Below are 6,849 nucleotides of genomic sequence, written 5' to 3' on the forward strand. Positions count from 1 at the left end.
CCAAAATAGGTCTTTTCCATGCGTCTCACGAGGTATATCCTAATTCTTCCCATCTGCCTTCACTTGGCATGCAACTCCAACAATTCCTCTTCTGAGTTGGATTTGGGAAGCGATGAACAGCTCAGCTACAACTTTCATATCCGGCCCATCCTTTCGGACAAGTGCTTTGCCTGCCATGGCCCCGATGCCAACAAAAGGGAAGCCGGGTTGCGATTGGACCTCGCCGATGCGGCATTTGCCGCCCTCAAGGAAAATCCGGGCAAATTCGCCATCGTGCCCAGTGATTTAGAAAAATCGGAAGTTTACCACCGCATCATTTCCCAAGACCCAAATACTCAAATGCCTCCCCCGGAGTCCAATCTGGCCTTGACGCAGGAAGAGATTGAGCTTATCAAACGATGGATCAAGGAAGGTGCTCAATATGAACCCCATTGGGCCTTTGTTCCTCCTAAAAAGGCCCCACTTCCAAAAGTGAAGGACGAAGATTGGCCAAAAAATGAAATCGACTATTTCACTTTGGCAAAGATGTCGCAAAAGGGACTTAAGCCGAATGAGACCGCGACCAAAGCTGAGTTGCTGAAGCGCATCAGTTTGGATATCACCGGCCTTCCGCCCACGCCGGAAATGATGGCCCAGTTTGAAAAAGATGAAAGTCCCGATGCTTACAGCAGAATGGTTGACCAACTGCTGGACAAACCGGCTTTTGGAGAAAAAATGGCCGTGCTTTGGATGGATATCGCTCGCTACTCCGATTCCTACGGATATCAAGACGACAACGTGCGCACCCAATGGCCCTATCGCGACTGGGTCATCCATGCATTCAACAACAACCTTCCTTACGACCAGTTTTTGACTTGGCAGCTTGCCGGCGATATGCTGCCCAATGCAACGAAGGAGCAGATTTTGGCCACCGCTTTCAACCGAAACCACAAGTATACCGAAGAAGGCGGCGTGATTCCCGAGGAATACCGCATTGAGTATGTCCTTGACAAGACTAATACCTTTAGCAAAGGAATCTTGGGCATTACGATGGAATGCGCCCAATGCCATGATCATAAATATGATCCGATTTCACAGCAGAACTACTACGAGCTTTTTGCCTTTTTCAATAACACACCAGAAAAAGGGTATGAAGGTGACGTATCCCAATCAAAACCTGCGAAGACACCGATTCTCTGGATCGAAAGGAATGACATCGACCAATTGCTGACCTTCATCAACCATCCCGATACCAGCAAGTTGATGGTATCGGTCATGGAAGAGTTGGACACGGTACGTACGACCTATATCCTGGCGCGGGGTGTCTACGACGCTCCCACAGTGCCAGTAAAGCCAAATACACCAGAAAGCATCCTCGATTTTGGGGAGAATTTTCCAAAAAACCGCCTCGGATTGGCCAAATGGACCACGGATGCCAAAAACCCACTGACCTCACGTGTATTTGTGAATTTGATGTGGCAGGAAATTTTTGGACAAGGTTTGGTCAAGTCTACCGGGGATTTTGGCATGCAGGGCGATCTGCCTTCGCATCCCGAGCTCTTGGATTGGCTGGCAGTTGATTTCAGGGAAAATGGCTGGGACACCAAGCGGTTGATCAAAAAAATACTGACTTCAGCCACCTATATGCAGTCCTCCAAGGTGGACCAGAAGAAGCTTTCAATCGATCCTGACAACAAGTACCTCGCCAGGGCGCCCCGGCTTCGGCTTACCGCCGAAAACGTGAGGGACCTGATGCTCGCCAGTTCAGGGCTTTTGGTTCCAAAAATCGGAGGACCAAGCGTGAAACCCTATCAGCCCGAAGGACTTTGGGAAGCGGCAACTTCCGGCCGGGGTGAATTAAAGACCTATAAACAGGACAAGGGCGAAAAACTATACCGCAGGGGTCTATACACCTTTATTAAGCTTACCTCCCCTCCGCCGATGCCTATCATATTCGATGGCTCCAACAGGGACCAATGCGAGGTAAACAGAGGGCGTACCAATACGCCGCTGCAGGCTTTGGTCATGCTGAACGATCCGCTGATGATGGAAGCCGCGCGTGTGTTGGCGACCAAAATCCATAAAGAAAAACCGGATGCTGAAGCCGGGATAGAGGAGGCTTTCCAACGAATCATGTGTCGAAAACCCTCCACCAAGGAGCTGGATATTTTAGTGTCCTATTTTGAAGAGGAAAATGAGCGGTTTGTTAATGAACCGGAAAAAGCAAAAGACTTGATGCAGGTAGGCGAATATCCCCTGGATGAAAAGGAAATCCACGCTGAATCCGCGGCACTGATGCAGGTGATTATGACAATTTACAATTTGGAAGAAGCCATTACCAAGGTATAATATGGAAAAAGAACAGTTGGAACACGGGTTGAACCAAAACAGGAGGAAGTTTCTTTCGAAGCTGAGTTTGGGAGTGGGAAGTTTGGCTTTAGGTAGTCTTTTGATTCCCGATTTGTTCAAAAGGAAACAGGAAGAGGATGCCCTATTTTCGGCAATCCCGCATTTTGCGCCAAAGGCGAAAAGGGTAATCTATCTTTTCCAAAATGGAGCGCCCTCCCAATTGGAAACATTTGACTACAAGCCCCTTCTCAATGAGCGCATGGGACAGGAACTTCCTGCCTCTATTCGCATGGGCCAAAGGCTAACGGGCATGACAGCGGGCCAGACAGCTTTCCCACTCGTGGGCTCTTATTATAAATTCAATCAGTACGGAGAATCAAGGGCATGGATTTCGGAGATCTTCCCCTACACTGCCAAGGTGGTGGATGACATCTGTATCATCAAGTCCATGCATACCGAAGCGATCAACCACGATCCCGCTTTGACGTTTTTCCAAACCGGAGCCCAAGTCGGCAACAGACCCAGCATGGGCGCTTGGTTGAGCTATGGTTTGGGTAGTGAAAACAACAACTTGCCGGCTTTCTGTGTGCTTCTGAGCCGTGGAAAGGGGAACGGGCAGGGCGTGTATTCCAAACTTTGGACCAATGGATTCTTGGAATCAGTCCACCAAGGTGTGCAATTTTCAGCCAGCGAAGATCCCGTCTTGTACCTCGGAGACCCCAAAGGCATGAGCCGTGAGGATCGTCGCAAGATGCTGGACAAGCTTTCAGAACTCAATTCCTTGAACTACGAATCCTATGGCGATCCCGAAATCCAAGCCAAAATCCAACAGTACGAAATGGCTTTCCGGATGCAGACGGCTGTGCCTGAAGTGACTGACATATCTTCGGAACCTGACAGCATCATCAAAATGTACGGACCTGATTGCTTGATTCCGGGTACGTATGCAGCCAATTGCCTTTTGGCCAGGAAACTATCCGAAAATGGCGTCCGCTTCGTCCAACTCTACCACCAAGGCTGGGACCAACACGGCAATCTGCCCAACGAGATGCGGGGACAAGCCAAGGATGTGGACCAGGCTTCGGCCGCATTGATTACGGATTTGAAACAAAGGGGGCTTTTGGACGAGACCTTGGTCATTTGGGGTGGTGAGTTTGGCCGGACCAATTACTGCCAAGGCACCATCAAAGTGGACAACTACGGACGCGATCACCATCCGCGCGCATTTTCGATTTGGATGGCGGGTGGTGGCGTGAAGCCAGGCATCGTCTATGGTGAGACGGACGAATTTGGCTACAACATCGTCGAAAATCCGGTCCATATCCATGATTTCCAAGCGACGATCCTCCATTTGATGGGTATCGATCATGAGAAAATGACCTATAAACATTTGGGTAGAAGGTACCGCTTGACTGACGTACACGGACATGTGGTAAAAGATATTTTGGTTTAAAAGTATTTGATTTTATGACTGAAAACCAAAGGATTATACCCATTCTAGAAAACGTCCTTATCGTACTCCATGGCATTGTCCTGATCCTTACCATCGGCCAAAACTTCATCAGCCTACCGGTGTTTTTGGAAGTGGTAGGAAGGATGCATCCCCTGCTACTGCATTTTCCGATCGTACTTCTTTTTCTGACAGGATTGCTTTTTTGGTACCCAAACTGGTTGGGCATCCAAACCAAATCGGCGTTGCGTTTCCTCTTTTTGGCGAGCTTGGTCTTGACTGGACTCACGGTCTTGGCGGGGCTATTTCTCAGCGCAGAGGGCGGATATGAAGAAGACCTGCTCTTTCCCCACCAATGGACCGGTTTAGGGGTTTTTTGGACGGGCACGCTATGGTATTTCTTTTGGACAAAGAATAAAATCCAAGCTGCCAAGTTCAGTTCGCTGTTTGCCTTGGCCCTGGTACTCGTAGCGGGGCATTTGGGTGCGAATATCACCCACGGTTCGGATTACCTTTTGGCACCGCTCGCAAAGTTGGAAGAAAAGCCCGAGGTGCCACTGGAAGAAGCATTGGCCTTTGACCACGTGATCAAACCGATTTTGGAACAAAAATGCATTTCCTGCCACGGCCCCAACAAGAAGAAAGGGGAGCTTAGGCTGGACGAAATGGAGTTTTTCCTCACGGGCGGGGAAACTGGGCCGGCTTTGGACAACGCCAATTGGGAAAAATCCTTATTGCTACACCGCATATTCCTGCCCATGGAAGATGAAGAACACATGCCACCCAAAGGCAAAATCCAATTGACCGAGCAGGAAATCGAACTGCTGCAGGCATGGGTCTTGGATTCTGCACGTTTTGACAAAAAGGTAAACCAGTATCCCCAAGAAAGCACCTTCTTCACCCTGGCCAAAGGTCTATTTGATGACAAAGACCGGAAAACCTATGACTTCCCCTTTGCCGATAAAGGCACTATAGCGAAGCTGAACAATGAATACCGGGTAATCCAGGCCATTTATCCGGATTCTCCCGGCTTACGGGTGAGTTTCTTTGGCAAGTCCCAATTCAATTCCAATTCCCTGGACGAACTCTCCAAAATCAGGGAGCAGGTCGTGGACCTCAACCTTCAAAACATGCCTTTGAAGGATGCTGATCTCGATAAATTGGCAAAATTCCCCAATCTGGAAACACTCAATCTCAACTTTACGGGCATCAACGGTTTCGGACTCAGCAGCTTGACCAAGCTCGAACACCTTCAAGAGCTATCTCTCAGCGGCAACCCCCTCTCGGAGGATGCTGTCAGCCATCTGGGTAAGATGCAAAACCTGGCTGAACTTTATGTATGGAATACGCAATTACCGGCGAGCCAACTCACGACTTTGAGCGCTTCCTTGCCCGACACCCGTGTCGAATCGGGATTCGAAGACGATGGCAGGCTTTACCAACTCAATGCGCCCGTCATTGAATCTGAAAAGACGATATTCCAGGACAAGGTGCAGGTGACGATGAAGCACCCGATCGGATCGGTGAAAGTATTCTACACACTGGACAATTCCACTCCCGACAGTTCCAATCATATCGTCTATGAAGGTCCGTTTTTCCTCGAAAAGAGCGCAAACCTCAAAGCCAGAGCATTTGCACAAGGCTGGCTGGGCAGTCCCGAACGACAGACTGTTTTCCTGAAATCAGGCATCCGACCAGACCAAATTAGTCTAACTTACCCGCCAAGTGACCGCTATAAAGGCAAAGGCGCTGAAACGCTTTTTGATTTGGAAAAAGGAGACATCGACTTCAGTTCAGGCAATTGGCTGGGATTTAAGGACACACCCTTTGAGATAGAGCTAGGGTTTGCAGACCCAAAAGAGATTCAAAACATTGCCTTTAGTTTGCTATCTGCGGAAGGTTCTTACATCTTCCCTCCGGCCAAGGTGGAAATCTGGGTTGCTGATGAAAGCGGAAATTTCCAAGTCCTGAGTTCGGAAACACCCGAGATGCCTACGCAGGTACGAGAAAGCCAACTATTTCTCAAAGAGTATCCTATCCAAAAGAGCGGCGTACGGAAGGTCAAAGTTCGGCTCTCCCCTATCAATCCGATCCCAAGCTGGCATCCCGGCGCAGGTCAAAGGGGTTGGGTATTCGTGGACGAAATCCTCATCAACTGATCATGGAAGCCTACAAGCAATACTGGGAGCAAATCAGCCAAAAAGTCGCTGCCCTGCCCCAACAATCTGAAAAAATCGAATTGGCTGCCAAGTGGGTAGCTGAGGCTTTGGGTCAAGGCGGATTCATCTACACCTCGGGGACAGGACATTCACATATTTTTGCTGAGGAGATATATTACCGTGCGGGAGGATTTGCCCGGGTCAGGCCGATCTTGGACGAGGCGCTGATGCTGCACAAGGACGCATCACGCAGCACAGAAATGGAGCGACTCAGCGGCTATGCAGAGCAGCTGCTGCAGGACTATCCCATCGGGCCAAAGGACGTATTTATCATCTCTTCCAATTCTGGACGCAATACCGTCAGCATAGACATGGCCATGATCGCTAAGTCCGCGGGTGCCAAGGTCATCGTCATCACCAACCTCCAACATAGCCAATCCGTGGCTTCAAGGCATCCCTCCGGCCTCAAACTTTATGAAGTAGCGGATGTGTTTTTTGACAACTTGGGCGAAATCGGTGATGCGGCGGTGTCCATTCCCGGATATCCCTACAAAGTCGGCCCCACTTCCACCATTATCGTGACTATGCTGCTGCAGGGCATCATGGTGCAAGCCGCAACACTTATGGTGAAGAATGGCCAAGATCCCGAGATTTTCAGCAGCTCCAACGCCGACGGTGCCGAAGCCTACAATGACGCCCTGATAGCGAAGTACAAGGGGGTGATTAAGGGGCTGTGAGGGATTAGAAGCGAGATGCGAGAAGCGAGATGCGAGAAGCGAGAGACTAGTGACATGTCCTGAAATAGCTTGACAGAAGAGGTCAGACTAAAATCAGGTTAAATATGACAAAAACGGTTCGGGAATTCAAGCGGTACAGTATTGGCTTCAAGAAGCATGTGGTTGAGGAGTTGGA

General features: G+C 49.5%; 4 protein-coding genes. All 4 read left to right on the top strand.

Annotated features, from left to right (window positions below):
- The first annotated feature begins 18 nt into the window (after window positions 1–18).
- The 4 genes from L0U89_RS16765 to L0U89_RS16780 are packed head-to-tail and all read left to right on the top strand — an operon-like array spanning window position 19 to window position 6,674.
- Window positions 19–2,328, top strand: coding sequence for a PSD1 and planctomycete cytochrome C domain-containing protein (locus L0U89_RS16765; RefSeq protein WP_234862571.1), 2,310 nt, complete (start codon window positions 19–21; stop codon window positions 2,326–2,328).
- A gap of 1 nt (window position 2,329) precedes the next feature.
- Window positions 2,330–3,781: a DUF1501 domain-containing protein gene (locus tag L0U89_RS16770; RefSeq protein WP_234862572.1), complete on the top strand. Its 1,452-nt coding sequence runs from the start codon at window positions 2,330–2,332 to the stop codon at window positions 3,779–3,781.
- A gap of 14 nt (window positions 3,782–3,795) precedes the next feature.
- On the top strand, window positions 3,796–5,937 hold the full coding sequence (locus L0U89_RS16775) for a c-type cytochrome domain-containing protein (protein ID WP_234862573.1): 2,142 nt from the start codon (window positions 3,796–3,798) through the stop codon (window positions 5,935–5,937).
- 2 nt (window positions 5,938–5,939) lie between these two features.
- Window positions 5,940–6,674 (top strand): sugar isomerase domain-containing protein, encoded by a 735-nt coding sequence (locus L0U89_RS16780; protein ID WP_234862574.1) that lies wholly within the window; start codon window positions 5,940–5,942, stop codon window positions 6,672–6,674.
- Window positions 6,675–6,849: the final 175 nt, after the last annotated feature.

The organism is Mariniradius sediminis (assembly GCF_021491425.1).
Lineage (GTDB): Bacteria > Bacteroidota > Bacteroidia > Cytophagales > Cyclobacteriaceae > Mariniradius > Mariniradius saccharolyticus.

Bases quoted from the DNA above. Each gene is read 5' to 3' on its own strand.
- L0U89_RS16765 (WP_234862571.1), top strand. From the start codon at position 19: ATGCGTCTCACGAGGTATATCCTAATTCTTCCCATCTGCCTTCACTTG.
- L0U89_RS16770 (WP_234862572.1), top strand. From the start codon at position 2,330: ATGGAAAAAGAACAGTTGGAACACGGGTTGAACCAAAACAGGAGGAAG.
- L0U89_RS16775 (WP_234862573.1), top strand. From the start codon at position 3,796: ATGACTGAAAACCAAAGGATTATACCCATTCTAGAAAACGTCCTTATC.
- L0U89_RS16780 (WP_234862574.1), top strand. From the start codon at position 5,940: ATGGAAGCCTACAAGCAATACTGGGAGCAAATCAGCCAAAAAGTCGCT.